This is a genomic window from Paenibacillus solisilvae (assembly GCF_042656405.1).
Taxonomy (GTDB): Bacteria; Bacillota; Bacilli; order Paenibacillales; family Paenibacillaceae; genus Paenibacillus_Z; species Paenibacillus_Z solisilvae.
Genome location: NZ_JBHSOW010000063.1, coordinates 113,429 through 134,817, shown reverse-complemented (window position 1 = coordinate 134,817; position 21,389 = coordinate 113,429). Strand labels below are relative to the sequence as shown.

Here is a 21,389-nt window from a genome sequence, read left to right as displayed (position 1 = left end):
CGATATACAGCGGGCTGTTTCCTCCTTATGAAAGGGGCGTACGTACAAATGGTCGTTTCCGCTCGCAGATGGTTAAAAAGGCTTTTCTTTCTGGTGCTGCTTAGTTTCTTCACGATAGCGATGTACGGCGGCTGCCGATTTATTGCTGCTTATATAACACCAACCGATCCATATCGTGTCCCGCAGGGTAATGCATTGAAGGTCTTTAACCAAGAGATGCTCCATAGGGACAATTCGACCTTTTCCGAACGATTGAAGCTCTTTTATTGGTATGGGGAATAGAGAAGGGGTTAACCTTCCGTTATCCGATTAAGAACGGATTCGACAAATAGTGCGGAATATGGCAGGATATTCATCATCGTTGTGGAATACTAAAGTGAAATAAAGCAGTACTAACGGTTTGCTCCATTGGTAGTAAGATCGGGAAAGGAACGACCGATGAAAGCTCAATTACAGGCATTTATTCAGTATTTGCAGGAACATAAGAGACTCTCTTCCAACACGCTTTATTCTTACGAGAGGGATTTGTCCTTCTTCATTCATTTTGTCCAGGAGCAAGGGCTGAGCAGCTTGCGTGACGTTCAGAAGCATCATTTGTCGCGATATATTCTGCAGCTCCGGCAGGACGGACGAGCGGTTGCTACTGTTTCCCGTCACACGGTTTCAATTCGGTCCTTTTTCCATTACTTATTGGAGGAGCGGCAGGTGCTGCAGGACCCGACGACTCATCTGGAGACGCCCAAGCAGGAAAAACGAGTTCCTAAGGTGCTTACAGTTCATGAGATGGAGCAGCTGTTAGCCTGCCCAAGCGGAACGACGAATGCCGGAATCCGTGATCGCGCCATGTTAGAGGTGCTGTATGCGACCGGCATTCGCGTAACAGAGCTTATCAGCTTAGATGTGGAGCATGTGAATCTCTCGATGGGTTTCCTTCAATGCTTGGGAGCCGGTGCCAAAGAGAGGATTGTTCCGCTTGGCGGCGTAGCATGTGATACATTGGGTGCCTATATGAATGAGGTCAGGCCGAAGTTAGCCAGAGAGGACCGTTCCGGACAAGCCCTTTTCCTTAATCAACTGGGTGCACGTATGACCAGACAAGGCTTTTGGAAAATCATTAAGAAATATGCGGCAGAGGCCCAAATAGAAAGTGAGCTCACACCGCATACGCTGCGGCATTCCTTTGCTACACATTTACTTGAGAACGGCGCGGATTTGCGTTCTGTCCAGGAAATGCTCGGCCACGCCGATATTTCCACAACGCAGGTATACGCGCAGGTGTCCAAGACGCGAATCATGGATGTCTATAAACAAGCTCATCCGAGAGCGAAAATGAAGTAAGGCGAAGCCTGCAAAACCGAAGCCTATGCTTACGAAGTGAGTTTTTGCTTCATGATCCGAATACTCGTATCATTAGGCGAAGCCTGCAAAAACTTTTAGGAGCTGTTACCATGAAATTCAACCGAATTGCGGTTATTGTACTGGATAGTGTGGGGATCGGGGAGCTGCCTGATGCCGCTTCGTTTGGTGATACGGGAGCGCACACGCTTGGACATATTTTAGAACAAAGGCCTCAGCTGCATCTGCCTCATATGCGTGCCATGGGACTCGACCGGATCATTGACTTTCCAGGGTGGACCCCGGCAGGCGAAGCGAAGGCTTATTATGGTAAAATGGCAGAGGTATCCGCTGGCAAGGATACGATGACGGGGCACTGGGAGCTGGCAGGCCTTAAGGTGACGGTGCCATTCCAGACGTTCCAAGACGGGTTTCCGCCGGAGCTGCTGCAGGCTTTCGAAGAACGAACCGGCCGAGGGGTGCTCGGGAACAAGCCGGCTAGCGGTACCGATATCATGGCGGAGCTTGGCGAAGAGCAGATGAAGACAGGCAAATGGATCGTATATACTTCCGCAGACAGCGTCTTTCAGATCGCAGCACATGAAGGAGTTATCCCGCTCGAGGAGCTTTATGCCGCGTGTAAAATCGCTCGCGAGTTAACGCTGGATGAGCGTTATGCCGTCGGACGGGTTATTGCCAGACCTTTCATCGGCGAACCGGGTGCCTTCACAAGGACACCGAATCGGCATGATTATGCGGTTAAGCCTCCTGAGCCTACGGTGTTGAACACTTTGAAGGACAGCGGCTTTGATGTCGTCGCTGTAGGCAAAATCGATGATATTTTTAGCAGTGAGGGCATTACAGAGGCGCTCCCTACCAAAAGCAATGCAGACGGTATAGAAAAGACCATCAGCGCCCTTTCACAGCCATTCCAGGGCATGCTGTTTACCAATTTGGTTGATTTTGATTCCCTGTTTGGCCATAGGCGGGATCCTCAAGGATACGCAGAGGCATTAGAAGCTTTCGACGAGGCGATCCCCCGGTTGATCAATCAGCTTGGCGATGATGATTTATTGATTCTTACTGCTGACCACGGGAATGACCCTACCTACGCGGGAACGGATCATACGAGAGAATACGTTCCGCTGCTCATCTATTCGCCATCGCTCCAATCGCCGAAATCCATTGGTGTACGCGCCACTTTTGCTGATGTAGCGGCCACAATTGCAGATAATTTCGGAGTTAAGCTGCCGGAAACCGGACAATCCTTTCTGCAGGAATTGATTTAAGCAGCGGAAGTAAAGCGAACTAATTGCCATGACTACATAATTTCGGGAGGAAAATCAATGACTATATCAAAAGCTTCTCACATCCGCGAAGCTGCGGAATATATTTCGGGACGTACGGCGATTAAGCCGGAAGTTGGCCTTATTCTGGGCTCTGGCCTCGGTATTTTGGGTGATCATATTGTGGATGCGGTCACGATTCCTTATCATGAGATTCCTCACTTTCCGGTTTCGACCGTCGAAGGTCATGCCGGGGAGCTGATGATAGGTACATTGTCGGGGCGTACGGTCGTTCTGATGCGCGGCCGGTTTCACATGTATGAAGGTTATGGTCCGGAATTGACATCTTTTCCGGTACGGGTAATGAAGGCACTTGGTGTGAGTAAGCTGGTGGTTACGAATGCTGCCGGAGGTATTAATACGGAATTCGAACCTGGAGATCTGATGCTTATCAGCGATCATATCAACTTGACCGGCCGCAATCCTTTGACAGGTCCTAACGATGACGAGCTGGGCGTGCGTTTCCCTGATATGTCGCAGCCTTACAGCAGCAGATTGCGTGATATTGCCCGCAAAACAGCACAGGAACAAGGCTTTTCCGTTCGTGAAGGGGTATATATCGGAGTTCTTGGACCTTCCTATGAAACACCTGCGGAAATTAGAATGATGCGGATCTTGGGAGCAGATGCTGTCGGCATGTCCACCGTAGCGGAAGTAATTGCTGCCCGTCATTCCGACATCGAGGTGATCGGAATTTCTTGTATAAGCAATATGGCTTCGGGTATATTGGATCAGCCGCTTTCGCATGTAGAGGTCATGGAGACTACGGAGCGGGTTAAAAATCGGTTCCTCGGCCTAGTAAACGGTATCGTTCCACTGTTATAAATTTAACAAATCCTGTAACAAAAATGTAACATTAGCCTCGACCGATTGTGACATTTTTTGTTCGGTGATCGTCGTATAATGTCCGTGTTAAATATAAAACAGAGGGTAAAGTGGGGAAAGACATGGACAATCAAACGTATCACCGAATGGAGCGTTTGCGCGGTCAATTGGTGGCAGCGGCAATGGGAAAACAAACTTTTCTGCATACCGAGGTTTTGCTCCTAAGTCAGAAACTTGATCAGCTCATTATTAAAGTGCAGACTGAGAAGGGCAAGCTGGATGAACCTGAGGACAACGAGTAAGCTGCTTGTACACAAACACCTAGGAGGGCTCATACGATGCGTGCGGTCGATATCATACATAAAAAACGAAATGGCGGTTCTCTTACTTCAGAAGAGCTGTCGTATCTCATACGAGGCTATTGCCATGGCGATATTCCGGACTATCAAATGTCAGCCTGGGCGATGGCTGTTTTTTTTCGCGGCATGAATGCGCGTGAAACCGCGGATTTGACCTTGGCGATGGCACAGTCTGGGGACCAAGTTGACTTATCGGCTATTCAGGGCATCAAGGTGGACAAGCATAGTACAGGCGGTGTTGGCGATAAGACAACACTTATTGTAGGACCGCTTGTTGCAGCGTGCGGTATCCCGGTTGCCAAGATGTCAGGTAAAGGTCTCGGTCATACAGGCGGTACAATTGACAAGCTGGAGTCCATTGCAGGCTTTCAAACGGAGCTGACGAAGGAGCAGTTTTTCTCGCAGGTGAATACGAACGGCTTAGCGGTAGTCGGACAGAGCGGCAATATGACCCCTGCAGACAAGAAGCTGTACGCTCTGCGCGATGTAACTGCGACAGTGGAGTCCATACCGCTTATCGCAAGCTCCATTATGAGCAAGAAAATAGCCGCTGGCGCAGATGCCATTGTTTTGGACGTGAAAACAGGCAGCGGCGCGTTTATGAAAACGGTTGATGAAGCTGAGGTTCTGGCGCAAGCTATGGTCGATATTGGAACAGAGGTAGGACGCCAAACGGCTGCACTGATCAGCGATATGGATCAGCCGCTCGGATATGCAATTGGGAATGCACTCGAAGTACAAGAAGCGATTGATACCCTGCATGGACGAGGTCCCGAAGATCTTACAAGACTATGCGTCGCATTAAGCGCACATATGGTTGTGCTTGGCGGAAAGGCGGACAGCTTGGAAGAAGCGGAACTGCTGCTTCGGGATAAACTGGCTTCGGGTGAAGCGCTGGACAAGTTCCGCGCTTTAGTAGCCGCACAAGGGGGGAACCCGGCTGTAGCGGATGATCCGGGCCTGCTGCCTCAGGCTCCTGTTGTCATCCCGGTCGTCGCTAAACAGGGCGGCTATGTCCAGCGAATCGACGCCGAGAAGCTTGGCCTTGCTGCTATGGTGCTGGGGGCAGGGCGTGCAACAAAGGATGCCGCTATTGACTATGCGGTGGGGTTGACGCTTCGGTTAAAAGTAGGCGACCGGGTACATGCAGGTGACACGCTTGCTGCCGTACATGCAAGAAGTGATGGTGACATCGCTTCACAGGTCGTATCGCGTATCCTGGAAGCCTATACGATTAGCGATCAGGAAGTATCCGTTTCACCTTTGCTTCTATCAGTTGTAACGGCTGATGGTGTGAAACGGCTCGAGTAGCGGCTTAAGCCATATCATTATAATCAAAGCCTCGTATTTTTCCGTTTTCGGAAGAATACGAGGCTTTTTAATATGAATCGGGCAGAAGAAGGGAGTTCTGATATATTCTCAACCTATTTTGGAATATTTTAACGCGTATCGGTCGACACTAAAGAAGAGATTTTAGCTGAACTGCGGTAGTCCTATAGCCGCAGGCATCATTCAGGAGGGGACCTTACGCATGAATCGTACATGGAAGAAAATGATTGTCCTATGCTGTACCGCAGTTCTTACACTCGCCGCTCCTGCAGCCGTTATGGCACAAGAGGAGCCGCCTGCTAAATCAACGGATCAATCCGGTTTAGCTGCCTCAGCCCGTTCAGCCATTCTAATGGATGCCGACAGCGGAACAATTATTTATGAGAAGAACAGCCATGATCGGCTTCCGCCAGCGAGCATTACGAAGGTAATGACGATGCTGCTCATTATGGAGGCGCTCGATGAAGGCAAAATTAAACTGACCGATAAAGTTTCAACGAGTGAATATGCAGCTTCTATGGGAGGATCGCAGATCTTTCTTGAGCCAGGCGAACAAATGAGCGTGGATGAGATGCTCAAAGGGATTGCTCTTGCTTCCGGTAATGACGCATCGGTTGCGATGGCCGAGAAGCTTGCCGGTACGGAAACGGAGTTTGTGAACATGATGAACAAACGGGCGGAGGAGCTGGGACTCAAAAACACGCATTTCTCCAACTGCAATGGACTTCCAGCTGCTGATCACTACTCGTCAGCTCATGATATCGCAGTCATGTCTCGTGAACTTCTCAAGCATAATGAGATTACCAGATATACCGGACTCTATCAGGATTACCTGCGCAAATCGAGCGAGAAGCCGTTTTGGCTCGTGAATACGAATAAGCTGGTTCGTTTCTACTCCGGGGCGGACGGACTCAAAACAGGCTTCACAAGCGAAGCGAAATTTTGTTTGACTGCAACTGCCCGCAGGGATAATTTGCGCATGATCGCGGTCGTAATGGGAGAACCGAATACCAAAACCCGGAACGCGGAAGTCTCGCAAATGTTTGATTTTTCTTTTGCTCAATATATGAACCATACGATTTTTAAGAAAGACGAAGTTATGGGAACCGTCAATGTGGAAAAAGGCAACATTCCGCAGATTGAACTCAAGGCGAAGCATTCCTACAGCGTTCTGCTCAAAAAAGGCAGCTCCGTGAAAGATATCCGCTATGAGCTGAAGCTGGATGCGTTAAAGGCACCGGTAACCATCAATGCGCCGATTGGAAAACTCATTGTCTATCAAGGGGATCAGGTGCTGAACGAATTCAACGTGGATGCTCCTGTATCGGTAGAACGTGCAGGCTGGTGGAAGCTGTTTAAACGCTCCTGCGGAAGCTTGTTCTCATAGCGCCGGGCCGGCTCTAAACTTCCGGCGAATTCTGCATGAGCTGCGCAATTTGTCTGCTCTTAGCGCTCTGCTTCTAGTTTTGTCGTGAGGCAGGAAACGGAAGCAGCGTTGTAGAAATGCTTGTTCAACACCAGCTAAACCAAGTCACCTCTGAGAGTCTGACTGATGCTACCTGTGAGGAAGTTTCACAGAGGGGACAGTTGATGCTTCCGAAGTCGTTTGCTTGATTGTTCCGCAGCAGCTAAAACTTCAGGCAAGGCCTCGCAACAGCAGCAAAAACTTGGTTGATGCTTCCGAAGTCGTTTTTGCCGGATATTCCGATATTCGAAATATCAGGCAGAGCCACGCAAAAACTTTTAGGAGTTGAACAACATTATGAGCTTGCAGGTTGAATTGGAGCATTACCGCAATGTGCTTATCGTTCGGCTTCACGGTGAGCTTGATCATCACACGGCTGATGTTGTGCGCATCAAGATGGAAGACGCGATTTTGCGAGGCAGCGCGCTGCATGTCATTCTCAGCTTGAAGGATCTCCAGTTTATGGATAGTTCCGGTCTTGGTGTCGTTCTCGGTCGGTACAAGCAGCTCAAGGCTAAGGGTGGAAAAATGGTTGTATGTGACGTGAATCAGAGCGTTTACCGGCTGTTTGAGTTATCGGGATTGTTTAAAATATTACCGATTCACGAGAACGAGCGGATTGCGCTCACAAGTCTGGAGGTCGTTTCATGAACGTAACGAATGAGATGACACTTTCATTCTCCGCACGTTCGGAGAATGAAGCATTTGCCCGTGTTGCTGTTGCTGCTTTCGTCTCTCAGCTGGATCCGACAATGGAGGAGCTGAATGATTTGAAGACGGTCATATCCGAGGCTGTTACAAATGCGATTATTCATGGATATGACAGTGATCCAAGCGGTAAGGTTACCATAGAAGCGATCATTACCGGCGATGTAGTCAAGTTGATCGTGAAGGATAACGGCAATGGCATTGACGATCTGGATCTGGCCCGCCAGCCCCTGTATACGTCCAAGCCGGAGCTTGAGCGTTCAGGAATGGGCTTTACGATTATGGAAAATTTCATGGATGGGTTCGATATTACCAGCGAGCCTGGCCAAGGAACATCCATTGCCATGACAAAGCGCATCGAATCGAAAAAAGCGCTATTTAACTAGGCGCATAGGGGTTGGACCGCATGGAAGTCGATATGAAACAAACGGCGCAGCCATTTTTGGACGATTCCGAAGTAAAGCGGTTGATCGCGCTTAGTCAATCCGGCGATACGGTTGCTCGCGATACCCTTGTTCAGTGTAATATTCGTCTTGTCTGGTCCGTCGTGCAAAGGTTTATGGGACGCGGCTACGAACCGGAAGACTTGTTTCAGATCGGTTGCATTGGCCTGCTAAAATCCGTTGATAAGTTCGATTTATCTTATGAAGTCAAATTCTCTACTTATGCGGTTCCGATGATCATTGGAGAGATCCAGCGATTCCTGCGGGATGATGGCACGCTCAAGGTCAGCCGCTCGCTTAAGGAAACCGCTAACAAGGTGCGCAAGACGAAGGACGAGCTCTCCAAAGTGCTTGGCCGGCTGCCGACAATCAAAGAGGTCGCGGAGCAGCTCGGTATCACGCCCGAGGATGTTGTTTTCGCTCAGGAAGCGAACAAGCCGCCGACATCCATACATGAGACCGTTTTCGAGAACGATGGCGATCCAATCACACTGATGGATCAAATTGCGGATGAGTCTCAGGAACGTTGGTTCGACAAGCTCGCATTGAATGAAGCAATCGGAGGGTTATCGGAGCGGGAGCGCTTAATTGTGTTTCTGCGTTATTTCCGGGACCAAACCCAATCAGAAGTGGCGGCGAGACTCGGTATATCGCAAGTTCAAGTATCGCGGCTGGAGAAGAAAATCCTGCTTTCCATTCGAAATCAAATTGCCCAGTGAGCAAGCGGGCCGCAAAAACCAAATTGCCGTCAAAGGCGATTTGGTTTTTTTTGTTTTTGCTGATCCGATTATCCTTCGCGTCCTTTAATCATACTAAGAAGGGAGGGCTGCCCTTATGCTTGCGAAGGATGGAGGAGGTAGCAAATGGATTCCAATACGGAAATAGCACCAAGACTGTACTTGCGCCTGCGTAAAAGGATAGGTATTAAACCAGGTCAAACTGTCAATTTACGTCAAGCAGCCCGGCTGTCATCCGCTGATTCAGCACTGGAAGAACGGCTGGGTCTGCTGGTCCTGCATGAGCATAAAATCAATGAAGGCAACCGGGTAGTCATTGACCTGATGCAGATCGTCCAAGCCATCCGTGAAGCCGAGCCTGAGGTGATCATCGAACCATTTGGAGATCCTGAAGTATTGGTCATCGTGTCCGATACACCCAAACAACCGCGTATAGCTGTACTTGTCGTTACCTGGCTGCTGCTTTTTTTCGGATCAGGACTTGCCATAATGAACTTTCATACCGATGTCAGCATGAAGGAAGTACATATGCGGATTACGGAGCTGGTAACGGGTAAACGGACGGAGCATCCCTTATGGTTCCAAATTCCCTATTCCCTCGGTATAGGTCTTGGCATGCTGGTGTTCTTTAATCATTTGTTCCGTAAACGATTCAACGAAGAACCAAACCCGCTTGAAGTCGAGCTATATATGTACGAAGAGAATGTGAATGCCTATGTTATTGCAGATGAGATGCGCCGCAAGAGTGAACAAACCGATAACCCCAGCAGCACAGCCGCTATTCGTGGCGCTAATAGAGACGACAGTCCGGAGGGCGACAGGCATGATCGTTAACGGGGCAGCGCATGTCTTTGTCGCTCTGCTCGGCCTTGCAGGAGGTCTGGCGGTCGGCAGCGGTCTTGTAGCACTGCTTATCGTGCTTGACTTAATTCCAAGGCTGGCTCAAATAGCTTTTGGGTTTCGCAAATCCTTATGGTTTGAGACTGCTGTCATATGCGGTGCTGTTTATTGGTCGCTGGCAGATTTCCTTGAATGGAGAATATGGCTGCCCAGAGAGGTTACGCTCCTGAGCATCGGTTTATTGGACGGCTTGTTCGTCGGAATGCTGGCCGCTGCGCTGACCGAGGTCATGAATGTGCTCCCGATCCTGGCGAAAAGACTGCGGCTCAGCCGGTATCTGGTTAGCTTTATTATGGCTATGGCACTGGGTAAGGTAGCGGGATCATTATTTGACTGGCTTTGGTTTCAATGGAAATAAACATTAGGAGGGTTTCTAGTGACAGATCATGAACACGATAGCAAAGATGGATTGGAAAGCGAAATCCCAAAGCCCATACATGTTTATTGGAATGAACCAGGTGAAGCCGCTCCGTTTGGGTCTGAGGAGGCCTTGAAGTCGCCGATCATAAGTCATCGTAAGAAAAACGAGATATCCGATGACCAGCCAAAGCCGGTTCCGATCCCTGAAGAGATCGATCAATTTACGCAAAAGCTGGAGGAAGAGATCGGCTTTAAGAAAAGCTTTGATGTCGTCGTAAGAGAAATGACCTTCGGCGATAAACGGACCGCTTTATTCTTTCTTAATGGATTCGCAAAGGATACGATTCTTACTGAGATTCTGAAGCGTCTTACGTATTTGGAGCCGGGGGATGTGTCCTCGCATGCCATTCACTCTTTTCTGGATCTCTACGTCCCTGCCATCCAAGTGTCGATGGAATCGGATTGGAACAAGATGATGACTAATGTACTTTCCGGAGGAACGGCATTATATCTGGATGGGGAAAGCACGCTGCTGCTGATTGATGCCAAAAATTTTCCCGGCCGTAATCCGGAGGAGCCGTCACTTGAGAAAGTTGTCCGCGGTTCGCGGGATGGGTTCGTCGAAACGATGCTTGTGAATGTTACACTCGTTCGCCGCCGGCTGCGGGACAAGCAGCTTCGTTATGAAATTATGCGGGTCGGCCAGCGGACGCAGACCGACGTTTGTGTAGCTTATATTGATGATATTGTCGATAAAGAACTGCTGGAATCGATTCGCGATAAGATACAGAAGGTGAAGCTTGACGGACTTCCTCTTGCGGATAAACAGCTGGAAGAAGCGACTGTGAAGCATGGCTGGAATCCATTTCCGCTTGTAAGGTATTCAGAACGGCCGGATACAGTCGCTGTTCATCTGCTGGAAGGGCATGTAGCGCTGTTCGTGGATACGACACCAAGCGTTATGATTCTGCCGACGACCTTCTTTGATCTGATCCAGCATGCCGAAGAGAACCGCCAGACGCCATTCATCGGCACCTATTTGAGATGGGTGAGGTTCTTTGGCATATTTGCATCGTTATTTCTGCTGCCGCTTTGGTTTCTGTTTACGCTGAAGCCGGAGCTCAAACCGCCCGCACTGGATTTCATCGGCGCCCAGAAACCGGGACGTTTGCCAATGGTCTCCCAATTTCTATTGGCGGAGCTCGGAGTGGATATGCTGCGGTTGGCAGCTATTCATACACCGGCTCCCCTGGCTACGGCGATGTCGCTGATATCAGCGATATTGATTGGCGATATTGCGGTTAAGACGGGGCTGTTCGTCAATGAGGTTGTATTATATATGGCGGTTGCCGCCATCGGGATGTTTGCTACTCCAAGCTATGAACTGGGGCTGGCAAACCGCATTGTCAGGCTGATCCTTATTATTGCCGTTGCCTCCTTTAAGGTGGAAGGATTCATGATCGGCATCACTGTGCTGTTTATTATGCTGGTCGTTTCCCGGTCCTTTAACCGTCCCTATATGTGGCCGCTGATTCCATTTGACCTTCGCGGTCTGTGTAATCTTCTCATTCGTCCGCCTGTATTGCAAAACCGCGCTCGCCCCAATATCCTTAAGCCGCAGCAGCTCGATAAGATGCCCAGCAATGACAAGGAGTGACCGCCCTTTTGCAAAAAATGCAAATCAAATGCGAATTAATCCATTTCTGCAGGCTGGAGAATACGGTATACTGATGTTAATTGATGCAAACAGCAGAAGTGGATTAATCGGATTAGCGGAGGGGAAATAATATGTATTTACATGGAACTGCTAAAGTGAATGGACAAGGACATTTAGAAATCGGGGGCTGCGATGTTGCGGACCTGGCGCAAGAATTCGGAACGCCGCTTTATATCGTGGATGAGGCGCTTGTTCGCCAGCGCGCACGTGAATACGTGGAATCGTTCCGCGCATCCGGCTTGAAATTCCAAGTCGCTTATGCGAGCAAAGCGTTCAGCGTTATGGCTATGTGCTCGATTGCTGAGCAAGAGGATCTTTCCCTCGATGTTGTTTCCGATGGAGAGCTGTATACGGCACTGAAAGCTGGCTTTCCGGCACAGCGGATTCATTTCCACGGCAACAATAAAACACCGGATGAAATCAATATGGCGCTTGATGCCAACATCGGCTGTTTCGTCGTTGATAACTTCAACGAGCTGCATTTGCTGAATGCCCTCGCTGCTGACAAAGGCAAGAAGGTTAACGTGCTGCTTCGTATTACACCGGGTGTTGAAGCGCATACGCATGAGTATATTTCGACAGGCCAAACCGATTCCAAATTCGGGTTCGACCTTGGCAACGGTACGGCTTACCGCGCCATCCAAGAGGCAGCTTCACAGTCCAACTTGGATCTTCTAGGCGTACATTCTCATATCGGTTCGCAAATCTTTGAAGTTGAAGGATTCGCAATGGCTGTTGATAAAGTGGCTGGATTTGCTGTGAAAGTACGTGAAGAGCTGAATATTACGTTCCGCGTCATCAACCTTGGCGGCGGTATCGGTATTCGTTACGTTGAAGGCGATACGCCGCTCCCAATTGCAGCGTATGTGAAGGCCATAACAGATTCGATCATTACTAACTTCACGAATGCCAGCTACCCGCTGCCTGAAATTTGGGTTGAGCCTGGCCGCAGTATGGTTGGCGATGCTGGAACAACGCTGTACACGGTAGGGACAAGCAAAGACATTCCAGGCGTCCGCAAATATATTGCGGTTGACGGCGGGATGACAGATAACCCGCGTCCGGCTCTTTACGAGTCCAAATATGAAGCCGTGCTTGCTAACCGTATCAATGAGCCGGTTTCTGAAACAGTATCCGTAGCAGGCAAATGCTGTGAAAGCGGAGATATGCTCATCTGGGATTTGGAGCTTCCTAAAGTGAACTCAGGTGATTTACTTGCTGTTTTCTGTACGGGCGCTTACAATTATGCTATGGCTAGTAATTATAACCGGATTCGCCGTCCGGCAGTTGTGTTTGTTAAAGACGGTGCTGCGGACCTGGCTGTTAAACGGGAGTCTCTGGACGATATCGTTGGCAATGATGTAATCCCAGCTCGTTTGAAGCAAACATCAGCTGCAAAATAACAAGCGTTAAGGAGCGAATAATACAAATGGCAAAGCAAGCAAAGATCACGATGTCCAATGGGGCAGAAGTCGTTCTTGATCTATTCGATCAAGACGCACCGAACACTGTAGCAAACTTTGAGAAATTAGCTAACGAAGGCTTTTACAACGGCCTTGTTTTCCATCGTGTAATCCCTGGTTTTGTCGCACAAGGCGGATGCCCGACTGGGACTGGCAGCGGCGGTCCAGGCTACACGATCAACTGCGAAATCAACCCGAACAAGCATGAGCGCGGAACGCTTGCTATGGCGCATGCAGGCCGTAACACAGGTGGAAGCCAGTTCTACATATGCTTCCAGCCGCAGCCGCATCTTGATGGCGGGCACACTGTGTTTGGCAAAGTCGTGAAAGGCATGGAGCATGTAGATGCCTTCCAAGGCCGTGACAAAATGGAGAAAGTTGAAATCGTAGAAGTCTAAGCATTTCTGTGATCTCGATCATTTATGATAGCAGGAAATAACCCGCAGCCTGACGAACCCGGCTGCGGGTTATTTGTTTTGTTGTGATCGGCGGACGGCTGTAATTGTTTCAGGGCAAAAAAGACCGTGTAATGAGTGGTAGCTTGAACAAGCCAATAAGAAGGAGTGACTTCTAATGCCACAAACCTATTATGTGTCAATATCATCGCGGACGATTGAGTCCAATCCGTCTAGAGCGGAGCAGCTAACCGTAGAAGCGACAGAAGAAGAGCTTCAGATCCTAAGGCGTAAGCTCGACCGGGTAGAACAAGATTTGGACAAGACGTCAGGGCGAGCCATGGTTCCATATAAATCAGCTGAGCGTGACGCAGCAGAAGGCGCGTACGGGGATGATTTGATTGACCTTTACGCCTACGTCTATCGCATCGGAACGCCGCAGACGAGAAGTCATATTGACTCTATGAGCATTTTACCGAAGTTAACCGGTCAGAACACGGATCTGCCTGGTTATCAATAGTAACGGGGAAGGAATCAGAAGCAGGCTCGTTTTGAGGCTGCTTCTGTTGTCTATCTTGTGGATTAGCCGATGCGCCTACGTGCAGCAAATTGCTTATATTGAAAGTAAATCGTGCATCCAACACAATACCCAAGGAGAGCCGCGCCGGATGCTGCCAAGAGCATAAGCGCAAACACGCTGCCTGCGACGCTCCAGCTTAGCGCAAAGGCGCCGAGTGACAGGGTGAGGAATATGACGGCCAATATATTATTGAACCGCTGGAGCTCCAACGCTTGCGTCTGAGAGCCGGTTGAAGGTTTTACCAGTTTTTTTGGCAATAGCAACGAACAAATTACCTTTTCCTTGCGATGCAAGACCTAATACTTGAACAGCCCAAAGCACCGCGAGCAGAACAGGCTGCTGCAGCAGCAGCGACAATAGTACAAATGTGACGATACCGAGCTGATTGGCTTTTACATAAATTATCGGGACTTCTTTCAATTCGAACACCCCGTTTCACAATTTTCCGACTTAACCGGTAAGAATAGTATAAAACAAAACTTGCAACTTGAGTAGTCTTATGTATAAAATGAAAACAGGTTGCAATTCTCATGTTGAAGTGGTAACATTTGCTCAAAGTATTTGCGACTTTCCTTCGGGGTCGGGTGAAATTCCCAACCGGCGGTGATCAGAGCGGCAGCTGCACGGTTTGATTTATAATGGTGTACGCTAATGCTTTGTCAGTCCGTGACCCGGTCTGCTCCCGTTATCTTCAACAGATGCGGTTCTTGCAGGGCGGTGGACCTGGTGTAAATCCGGGACCGACAGTATAGTCTGGATGGGAGAAGGAGACAGTTGCGGATTTCATTTTTTCATTCCTTGATTTTCTTTGTTCTTTTTTTCACAAAGATACGAGGCTTGTTTAAATGTGTCTTCAAACTCGTCCCTTTCACGAATGATTCGATTCCATCACCCCGTTGGCATAAAGCCTAGGGGTGATTTTTTGTGTTGCTCGACGTGTTGAACGATGAAACATACATGCGGTTAGCCCTCGATATGGCGGCTAAGGCAAAAGGTCAAACCGATATAAATCCTGTTGTTGGCTGTGTTGTAGTTAATGAAGGTCGCATTGTCGGTCTGGGCGCTCACCTGAAAAGAGGCGAAGGCCACGCTGAAGTGCATGCTCTTGCGATGGCCGGTCCTGCTGCGGAGGGTGCGACGGTATATGTCACGCTTGAGCCATGCAGCCATCATGGTCGAACGCCGCCTTGCTGTGATCGCATTATTGCTGCCAAGGCTGCCCGTGTTGTTGTAGCCAGCACGGATCCGAATCCGCTTGTCGCGGGACGCGGGATAGCCAAGTTAAGAGAAGCTGGAATTACAGTTGAGGTTGGACTGCTCGGTTCCGAGTCACAGAAGATGAACGAAGCTTTCAATAAGTTCATTACATCAGGACTTCCCTACGTAACTGTAAAATCAGCCATGACTATGGACGGAAAGCTTGCAGCCAAGACCGGCGATAGCCGTTATGTCAGCGGACCCGAGTCTCGTGAGCTGACTCATACGCTCAGACATCAGCATATGGCGATTATGGTTGGGGTACAGACTCTGCTGGCAGATGATCCAGAGCTTACGACCCGGCTTCAAGTCCCGGCAGCTCATCCGATTCGGATAATCGTCGATTCTAAGCTCCGAATGCCGCTTCATGCCAAGCTTCTGCAGGATAAGATCTCGCCTGTCCTCATTCTAACGACAGAACATGCGGATCCGTCCAAGTGTGCAGCTTTAGTAGCTGCAGGCGCTCAGGTCGTTAGATGCGGCAGCGGGGAGAAAGTTGACTTATCGGTAGGGATGCAATTGCTGGGTGAACGCGGAATCGGTTCGATTTTGCTGGAGGGCGGGGGCAAGCTCAATGGCTCCATGCTCGAGCAGGGTTTAATCGATAAGATCGTCCTCTTTATTGCCCCGAAGTTGATCGGTGGCGCTGCATCGCCCAGCGCATTCGAGTTTGAAGGGTTCGACCGGATGTCCGAGGCGATAAAGATTAAGGATATTCAAGTTCAGAAAGTCGGCCCGGATGTTTGTCTCATCGGCTATCCCGAATATGGTGACCGTGTGAACGGAGCCACTTAGAGCTGACCGATGCTCGTGCAAGGCGGTTAGCGTCACACGTTCAAGGGAGGAGGAAAGCGTTGTTTACAGGACTAATCGAAGAAATCGGAGCGCTCAAACGCTCCTATAAGCAAGGGGAAGCAATGATGCTTTCCATCGAGGCATCCAAGGTATTGTCCGATGCGGAAATCGGTGACAGTATTTCGGTGAATGGCGTTTGTTTAACCGTAACCGAGCTCAGCGGATCTGCCTTCACGGTTGATGTTATGCCGCAGACTTACCGGCATACCAACCTTAAAGATATCCGTCCCGGCGAGCGCGTCAATCTGGAACGGGCGATGAAAGCTGGCGGCCGGTTTGGAGGACATATCGTACAAGGACATGTAGATGGAACAGGCGCTATCCTATCTAGAGTTTCCGATGCGAATGCAGTTGTATTCACAATCAGTCCCCATGATCCCGCCCTTATGAGATACGTTATCCCACAGGGCTCTGTTACCTTGGATGGTATCAGTTTAACGGTAATTGAAGCGGACAAACAAACCTTCAGCGTCTCTATCATTCCGCATACGCTTCGTGAGACAGCGCTGCAGCTCAAGCAATCAGGAAGCGTCATTAACATCGAATGTGACGTTCTTGGTAAATACGTGGATCATTTGCTTCACTTCAAGGGTGATGCATCCGGGGCTGGTCCGGCCGGGAAGAATTCGAAGGAAGCGGGAGGCTTAACGGCTGCTTTTCTGGCGGAGAACGGTTTTTTCTAATGGTTCAGGAAAATGGAAATTCAGGGGAGGAAGGATCGCATGAAAGAGCATAATGAAACCTTGTCAGACGAGCAGAAAGTAACGTTTGACAGCATTGAGGACGCGATCTATGATCTGATCCTAGGGAAACCGGTCATAGTCGTTGATGATGAGGACCGTGAGAATGAAGGGGATCTTATCGCGCTCGCCGATAAAGCGACACCTGAAGTCATTAATTTCATGATTTCGGAAGCTAGAGGTCTTGTATGTACACCCATTTCGCAGGAACGTGCGGAGGAGCTTGATCTTCCGCCGATGGTCACGCACAATACAGATTATCACGGGACAGCCTTTACCGTGTCCGTCGACTATATTTCGACGACAACCGGTATTTCCGCCCATGAGCGTTCGCAAACGATTAAAGCGCTCATTGATCCGACGACCAAAGCATCGGATTTCCGTCGTCCTGGACATGTATTCCCGCTGATTGCCAAGAAGGGCGGCGTCCTGCGGCGCGCAGGACACACCGAAGCGGCAATTGATTTGGCTCGTATGTGCGGAGCATCGCCTGGAGCAGTTATTTGTGAAATCATTAACGAAGACGGTTCTATGGCAAGACTCGGGGACCTCATCGAATTCAAGGTTAAGCATGACTTGAAGCTCATTTCTATTCAAGAAATGATCCATTACCGCAATGAGAAAGAGAAGCTAGTTGAGCGTGTGGTCGAAGTGAATATGCCGACTGATTTTGGCGTCTTCCATGCGGTTGCTTATACCAATGAGGTGGATAATAAGGAGCATGTTGCCCTTGTTAAAGGGGAGATTGACTCCGATCAGCCTATCCTTGTCCGTGTCCATTCCGAATGCTTGACCGGGGATGTCTTCCATTCTCACCGCTGTGATTGCGGGCCTCAGCTGGAAGCGGCGCTTAGGCAGATCGATGAAGCGGGCGGCGGTATTCTGCTCTATATGCGCCAAGAAGGCCGGGGAATCGGTTTAATTAACAAATTAAAGGCTTATAAGCTGCAGGAGCAGGGATTCGACACGGTCGACGCGAATATTAAATTGGGTTTTGCACCTGATTTGCGCGATTACGGGATCGGAGCTCAAATTCTGAAGGACCTCGGCGTTCGGAAAATGCGTCTGCTAACGAATAACCCTCGTAAAATTCGCGGCCTTGAGGGCTATGGCATTGAGGTTGTAGAGCGTGTCTCTATTCAGATGGACTCTAACGAGGATAATAACGCCTACCTGCGTACCAAAAAGTTAAAGCTTGGACATATGCTCCGGTTTGACGATATAAAAGAAACCGATTATACAATCTAAACTAATCAGATGGATAAATGAAAGGATGACGACAGAATGCCACATGTTTACGAAGGAAATTTAATTTCACAAGGATTGCGATATGGGGTCGTAGTAGGGCGGTTTAACGAGTTTATTTCGAGTAAGCTTCTTGGAGGCGCACTTGATGCATTTAAGCGTCATGGGGCAGAGGATCATGAAGTTGAGATTGCTTGGGTTCCTGGCGCTTTTGAAATTCCGCTGATCGCACAGAAGATGGCTGAGAGCGGCAAGTATGATGCAGTTATTACACTCGGCGCGGTAATACGCGGATCAACGCCGCATTTTGACTATGTGTGCAACGAAGCTGCTAAAGGCGTTTCCGCTGTCGCGCTCAAAACAGGCGTGCCTACAGTTTTCGGAGTTCTGACGGTGGATACCATTGAACAAGCCATTGAGCGTGCTGGAACGAAAGCCGGCAATAAAGGCTGGGAAGCTGCGGCAACAGCTATCGAGATGGCGAATCTGACAAGAGCCTTTAAAAACTAAGTATCGCAAAAACGTTGAGGAGGGCACCATGACGATAGTTACCTATAAACTGGAATCGTTCGAAGGGCCGCTTGATCTTCTCCTTCACCTGATTGATAAGGCGGAAATCGATATTCATGAAGTGTCCATAAGTGAAATAACGGATCAATATATGGACTATCTGGATGCGATGCAGGAGCTAGAGCTTGAGGTTACGAGCGAATTCCTCGTCATGGCTGCCACTTTGCTGGCTATCAAGAGCAAGCAGCTGCTTCCAAAGCCACCTATCATTGAGAGCGATGATTATGAGGAATGGCCGGAGGACGGTTTAGACCCGCAGGATGAACTTATTGCGAAGCTGATTGAGTACCGTAAGTTCAAGCAAATTGCGGAACAGCTTCGGGAGCAGGAGTTTGAGAGAAGCCTTGTGTATACGAAGGAGCCCGAGGATCTTACGCCCTTCATGAAGGTCGTTCAGGAAAATCCCGTTAAGGGGCTTCATGTGAATGACCTCATTAAGGCGTTCCAAAAAGCGCTTCGCAAAGCATCAAGAAGGAATATAGTGGCGACCATTCATCGTGACGAAATATCGGTTAAGGATCGAATTCGTGATGTGATAGAAGTACTGCGTGAATATGAAACGGTCCGTTTCTCCAAGCTCATCCGTGATGACATGAGTCGGCATGAAGTTGTTGTGACGTTTCTTGCTCTGCTTGAGCTAATGAAGATGAAGCATATCAAATGTCATCAGCATCAATTATTTGACGACATCGTCATTCAATGGAGAGGAGAAGCGGTACAAGGTGGAATATTCGAAGCTGAAATCGATTATTGAAGGCCTGCTCTTCATGGCAGGAGATGAAGGTCTGACGAAGAAGCAGCTGTCCGACATTTTAGAATTGGATGCTGCAGTCGCTGTCGATCTGACGAATGACTTAATGAAGGATTTGAAACAGAAGAAACGGGGAATTCAGATCTCGCTGGTTGCTGGTGCTTACAGGTTAACGACCAACCCTGCGCATGCGCCATATTTTGAGAGGATGGCCTATTCCCCTACTCGTTCGAGCTTATCGCAAGCTGCACTCGAAACCTTATCGATTGTTGCGTATCGTCAACCGATTACGCGTATCGAAATCGAAGAAATTCGCGGTGTAAAGTGTGAGCGCCCTCTGCATTCTCTTGTTGCCAAGGACTTAATTGAAGAAGTCGGCCGGGCAGAAGCCATTGGACGTCCGATCCTATATGGAACAACCAGATCGTTCCTCGATTACTTCGGATTAGCCGGAATTGAAGCACTGCCGAAGCCTGGTGCGGAAGTTGAGGATTCACTCGATGAACAGACACAGCTTCTCTTTGAGAAACTGGAAGGTCGCCAAATGACGATTGAAGAGGTTCAGGATCCGCCAAAAGAGAGCGATGAAAGTAATGAAAGTTAAATAAGCAACAGCTATAATTCATCTGTCTTTATAACAATAAATGAATGAGATCTGATCGTAAGGTCATACTAAATCCGGGCCAAATTTAGGGAAACGGGGGAGAGACATCCATGCTTGGATACCCGTACGGATGGTTGATCGCGGCAGGTCTCTTTTTATTACTTCTAATAATTGTGGCGATGTCTCCGGTTGTTATCAGGGGCCATGTCAAACGCATTGGCGATGATGACGATGCGGATCTCCGTATTCGCGCACTGCTTGGAATTGTTAATTATCATTGGAAGCTGCCTATCGTAAAGTTAAAGGGAATGGGCATGGAGTTCAAGCGGGAAATGACTGCAGAGAATATGGGCGGATCTCAGCAGGACACCTCCAACAATCATGTGAATGCAAAAACCATTATGAAATCCATTGACCGGGCGAAAATGATGCTGAAGCATACCGATAATTTGCTTGGATGGGTCCGCATTACCTTGGGCCATGTTCAATTGACTGAGTGGCGGTGGAAAACGAAGGTTGGAACAGGCGATGCCATGTGGACGGCTATGATTACCGGAATGGTGTGGTCGGTGAAAACAACTTCAATTGGCGTGATATCCCAGCTTATCCGGCTAATGGCGGATCCGAAGCTGGCAGTAGAGCCGGTGTATGAAAAAGCCCATTTTTCTACGGAAGGAAATTTCACCGCGAAAATCAGATTTGGCTATGCGATCTATGCCGGAATTCTCTTGCTTTTCCAAATGAGAAAAGTCAAAGGGATTCCAAGGGGTATTGTTGGCTGGCAGCGAATTTTGCTTCGCGGATAATTACATAAGCTCCACAATACGAGGACAACATAATAAATGAAGTCTCGATATGAAGGAGGTTAATACGATGGTAGACCATCCCATTCAAGGTTTAATGCAAACCGCCATGGAGAACATTAAAGAAATGGTTGACGTCAACACGATTGTCGGCGATCCGGTTCAAACCCCGGACGGCAGCGTGATCATGCCTATTTCTAAAGTCGGTTTCGGGTTTGTAGCCGGCGGCAGTGATATCCGGTTCGATGCCAGCTCCGACAGCGCTAAGACAGGCGATGCTCAACATGCGGTGGTTTCGACACCTTTCGGAGGCGGTAGCGGTGGCGGTGTTTCCATTACGCCAATCGCATTTCTGGTTGTCGGAACGCATGGTGTTCGAATAGTGCCATTGGATAATCAGACTCATCTGATGGAGCGCGTTATCGAGTCAGCGCCCCATGTGTTTGACAAAATCCAAGGTATGTTCAAGCGTGATGATCAAACAAGTCTTGATTCTGTTTTAATTGATGCACCGGAGAGCCCTTACGTATAAGGATGGAATGAGGCATTTATATAAGCCCATACGGTATAGCCGTAAATGTAGCAAAGAAACTGTCCTTTGG

Annotated in this window: 26 protein-coding genes and 1 riboswitch; of the genes, 24 read left to right on the top strand and 2 right to left on the bottom strand. The window is 49.0% G+C overall.

The genetic code is table 11. The features are described from left to right. The first annotated feature begins 48 nt into the window (after positions 1-48). The 16 genes from ACFPYJ_RS17565 to ACFPYJ_RS17490 all read left to right on the top strand — a co-directional run bounded on the left by ACFPYJ_RS17565 (position 49) and on the right by ACFPYJ_RS17490 (position 13,902). Positions 49-282: a DUF4227 family protein gene (locus tag ACFPYJ_RS17565; protein ID WP_379189470.1), complete on the top strand. Its 234-nt coding sequence runs from the start codon at positions 49-51 to the stop codon at positions 280-282. Between the two features lie 156 nt (positions 283-438). Next, positions 439-1,338, top strand: a complete 900-nt coding sequence (xerD, locus tag ACFPYJ_RS17560) for a site-specific tyrosine recombinase XerD (RefSeq protein ID WP_379189469.1) — start codon at positions 439-441, stop codon at positions 1,336-1,338. A gap of 110 nt (positions 1,339-1,448) precedes the next feature. Continuing rightward, positions 1,449-2,624 (top strand): phosphopentomutase, encoded by a 1,176-nt coding sequence (locus ACFPYJ_RS17555; protein WP_379189468.1) that lies wholly within the window; start codon positions 1,449-1,451, stop codon positions 2,622-2,624. A 57-nt stretch (positions 2,625-2,681) separates the two neighbouring features. After that, a complete protein-coding gene (locus ACFPYJ_RS17550) occupies positions 2,682-3,506 on the top strand; it encodes a purine-nucleoside phosphorylase (protein ID WP_379189467.1) in 825 nt (274 codons plus the stop codon). Between the two features lie 122 nt (positions 3,507-3,628). Beyond that, positions 3,629-3,808, top strand: a complete 180-nt coding sequence (locus tag ACFPYJ_RS17545) for an aspartyl-phosphate phosphatase Spo0E family protein (RefSeq protein WP_379189466.1) — start codon at positions 3,629-3,631, stop codon at positions 3,806-3,808. A gap of 36 nt (positions 3,809-3,844) precedes the next feature. Continuing rightward, positions 3,845-5,176, top strand: a complete 1,332-nt coding sequence (locus ACFPYJ_RS17540; RefSeq protein ID WP_379189465.1) for a pyrimidine-nucleoside phosphorylase — start codon at positions 3,845-3,847, stop codon at positions 5,174-5,176. A 220-nt stretch (positions 5,177-5,396) separates the two neighbouring features. Continuing rightward, positions 5,397-6,581 carry a D-alanyl-D-alanine carboxypeptidase family protein gene (locus tag ACFPYJ_RS17535; RefSeq protein WP_379189464.1) on the top strand — a complete coding sequence of 395 codons (1,185 nt, stop codon included), beginning with the start codon at positions 5,397-5,399 and terminating at the stop codon, positions 6,579-6,581. Positions 6,582-6,956: 375 nt separating this feature from the next. Next, entirely contained in the window at positions 6,957-7,310 is a 354-nt protein-coding gene (spoIIAA, locus tag ACFPYJ_RS17530; RefSeq protein WP_379189463.1) for an anti-sigma F factor antagonist, read from the top strand. Beyond that, a complete protein-coding gene (gene spoIIAB, locus ACFPYJ_RS17525; RefSeq protein WP_379189462.1) occupies positions 7,307-7,753 on the top strand; it encodes an anti-sigma F factor in 447 nt (148 codons plus the stop codon). Before spoIIAA ends, spoIIAB begins: the two co-directional genes overlap by 4 nt. Positions 7,754-7,773: 20 nt before the next feature. Next, positions 7,774-8,529: an RNA polymerase sporulation sigma factor SigF gene (gene sigF / locus ACFPYJ_RS17520; protein WP_379189461.1), complete on the top strand. Its 756-nt coding sequence runs from the start codon at positions 7,774-7,776 to the stop codon at positions 8,527-8,529. 144 nt (positions 8,530-8,673) lie between these two features. After that, a complete protein-coding gene (locus ACFPYJ_RS17515) occupies positions 8,674-9,381 on the top strand; it encodes a stage V sporulation protein AA (RefSeq protein ID WP_379189460.1) in 708 nt (235 codons plus the stop codon). Then, complete coding sequence (locus ACFPYJ_RS17510) at positions 9,371-9,805, top strand: stage V sporulation protein AB (protein WP_379189459.1); 435 nt, start codon at positions 9,371-9,373, stop codon at positions 9,803-9,805. Before ACFPYJ_RS17515 ends, ACFPYJ_RS17510 begins: the two co-directional genes overlap by 11 nt. A gap of 18 nt (positions 9,806-9,823) precedes the next feature. Further along, positions 9,824-11,464 carry a spore germination protein gene (locus tag ACFPYJ_RS17505; RefSeq protein ID WP_379189458.1) on the top strand — a complete coding sequence of 547 codons (1,641 nt, stop codon included), beginning with the start codon at positions 9,824-9,826 and terminating at the stop codon, positions 11,462-11,464. Between the two features lie 131 nt (positions 11,465-11,595). After that, the gene (gene lysA / locus ACFPYJ_RS17500; protein WP_379189456.1) at positions 11,596-12,927 is read left to right on the top strand and encodes a diaminopimelate decarboxylase; all 1,332 of its coding nucleotides are present in this window, start codon (positions 11,596-11,598) and stop codon (positions 12,925-12,927) included. Between the two features lie 26 nt (positions 12,928-12,953). Next, positions 12,954-13,385: a peptidylprolyl isomerase gene (locus tag ACFPYJ_RS17495; protein WP_379189455.1), complete on the top strand. Its 432-nt coding sequence runs from the start codon at positions 12,954-12,956 to the stop codon at positions 13,383-13,385. Between the two features lie 175 nt (positions 13,386-13,560). Continuing rightward, positions 13,561-13,902 carry a hypothetical protein gene (locus tag ACFPYJ_RS17490; RefSeq protein WP_379189454.1) on the top strand — a complete coding sequence of 114 codons (342 nt, stop codon included), beginning with the start codon at positions 13,561-13,563 and terminating at the stop codon, positions 13,900-13,902. 62 nt (positions 13,903-13,964) lie between these two features. Here ACFPYJ_RS17490 and ACFPYJ_RS17485 read toward each other — a convergent pair whose 3' ends face one another. Beyond that, the gene (locus tag ACFPYJ_RS17485; RefSeq protein WP_379189453.1) at positions 13,965-14,171 is read right to left on the bottom strand and encodes a DUF4395 family protein; all 207 of its coding nucleotides are present in this window, start codon (positions 14,169-14,171) and stop codon (positions 13,965-13,967) included. Next, complete coding sequence (locus ACFPYJ_RS17480) at positions 14,149-14,382, bottom strand: DUF4395 family protein (RefSeq protein WP_379189452.1); 234 nt, start codon at positions 14,380-14,382, stop codon at positions 14,149-14,151. The genes ACFPYJ_RS17485 and ACFPYJ_RS17480 overlap by 23 nt, the downstream gene beginning before the upstream one ends. Before the next feature lie 146 nt (positions 14,383-14,528). Continuing rightward, a riboswitch (FMN riboswitch) is annotated at positions 14,529-14,735 on the top strand. 154 nt (positions 14,736-14,889) lie between these two features. On the opposite strand from ACFPYJ_RS17480, the gene ribD reads away from it, so the two are divergent. The 8 genes from ribD to ytfJ all read left to right on the top strand — a co-directional run bounded on the left by ribD (position 14,890) and on the right by ytfJ (position 21,319). Further along, positions 14,890-16,014, top strand: coding sequence for a bifunctional diaminohydroxyphosphoribosylaminopyrimidine deaminase/5-amino-6-(5-phosphoribosylamino)uracil reductase RibD (ribD, locus tag ACFPYJ_RS17475; RefSeq protein ID WP_379189516.1), 1,125 nt, complete (start codon positions 14,890-14,892; stop codon positions 16,012-16,014). A gap of 59 nt (positions 16,015-16,073) precedes the next feature. Next, the gene (gene ribE, locus ACFPYJ_RS17470) at positions 16,074-16,757 is read left to right on the top strand and encodes a riboflavin synthase (protein ID WP_379189451.1); all 684 of its coding nucleotides are present in this window, start codon (positions 16,074-16,076) and stop codon (positions 16,755-16,757) included. A 39-nt stretch (positions 16,758-16,796) separates the two neighbouring features. Then, the gene (locus ACFPYJ_RS17465) at positions 16,797-18,062 is read left to right on the top strand and encodes a bifunctional 3,4-dihydroxy-2-butanone-4-phosphate synthase/GTP cyclohydrolase II (RefSeq protein ID WP_379189449.1); all 1,266 of its coding nucleotides are present in this window, start codon (positions 16,797-16,799) and stop codon (positions 18,060-18,062) included. A gap of 36 nt (positions 18,063-18,098) precedes the next feature. Beyond that, positions 18,099-18,569, top strand: a complete 471-nt coding sequence (gene ribH / locus ACFPYJ_RS17460) for a 6,7-dimethyl-8-ribityllumazine synthase (RefSeq protein ID WP_379189448.1) — start codon at positions 18,099-18,101, stop codon at positions 18,567-18,569. Positions 18,570-18,597: 28 nt separating this feature from the next. Further along, positions 18,598-19,383 (top strand): segregation and condensation protein A, encoded by a 786-nt coding sequence (locus ACFPYJ_RS17455; protein ID WP_379189447.1) that lies wholly within the window; start codon positions 18,598-18,600, stop codon positions 19,381-19,383. Further along, positions 19,352-19,984, top strand: a complete 633-nt coding sequence (gene scpB, locus ACFPYJ_RS17450; protein ID WP_379189445.1) for an SMC-Scp complex subunit ScpB — start codon at positions 19,352-19,354, stop codon at positions 19,982-19,984. Before ACFPYJ_RS17455 ends, scpB begins: the two co-directional genes overlap by 32 nt. 110 nt (positions 19,985-20,094) lie before the next feature. Next, positions 20,095-20,790: a DUF2953 domain-containing protein gene (locus ACFPYJ_RS17445; RefSeq protein ID WP_379189444.1), complete on the top strand. Its 696-nt coding sequence runs from the start codon at positions 20,095-20,097 to the stop codon at positions 20,788-20,790. Positions 20,791-20,857: 67 nt separating this feature from the next. Further along, the gene (ytfJ, locus tag ACFPYJ_RS17440; protein WP_379189443.1) at positions 20,858-21,319 is read left to right on the top strand and encodes a GerW family sporulation protein; all 462 of its coding nucleotides are present in this window, start codon (positions 20,858-20,860) and stop codon (positions 21,317-21,319) included. Positions 21,320-21,389: the final 70 nt, after the last annotated feature.